The organism is Psychrobacter pygoscelis (assembly GCF_004335015.1).
GTDB classification, from domain to species: domain Bacteria; phylum Pseudomonadota; class Gammaproteobacteria; order Pseudomonadales; family Moraxellaceae; genus Psychrobacter; species Psychrobacter pygoscelis.
Genome location: NZ_RQRU01000030.1, coordinates 1 through 240, shown reverse-complemented (window position 1 = coordinate 240; position 240 = coordinate 1). Strand labels below are relative to the sequence as shown.

Below are 240 nucleotides of genomic sequence, written 5' to 3'. Positions count from 1 at the left end.
TGACCTTTATTCACCGCGTCTGTGGCTTTGGTGCCTGCTGCGACGTTGCTCAGCTTGGTCGCTTTTGTGGTGCTGCCATCTGCGCTTTGAACGCTGGTAATAATAGGCGTCTGATCAGTATCCACTTCATTGCCTGCCGTTCTTGCGGCATCGGTATAGAAGGTGTTGCCTGATTTATAGACTTGAGTGCCATCTTCGGTGGTGTAAACCACTGGCGCACTGTCTGTGGCGTTGTTGGCT

At 52.1% G+C, this 240-nt stretch carries 1 protein-coding gene; it reads right to left on the bottom strand.

Annotation, left to right across the window (positions count from 1 at the left end; translation table 11 throughout):
• A partial coding sequence (locus tag EGV92_RS13785; RefSeq protein ID WP_207401813.1) for a hypothetical protein occupies positions 1-240 on the bottom strand: 240 nt, incomplete at both ends.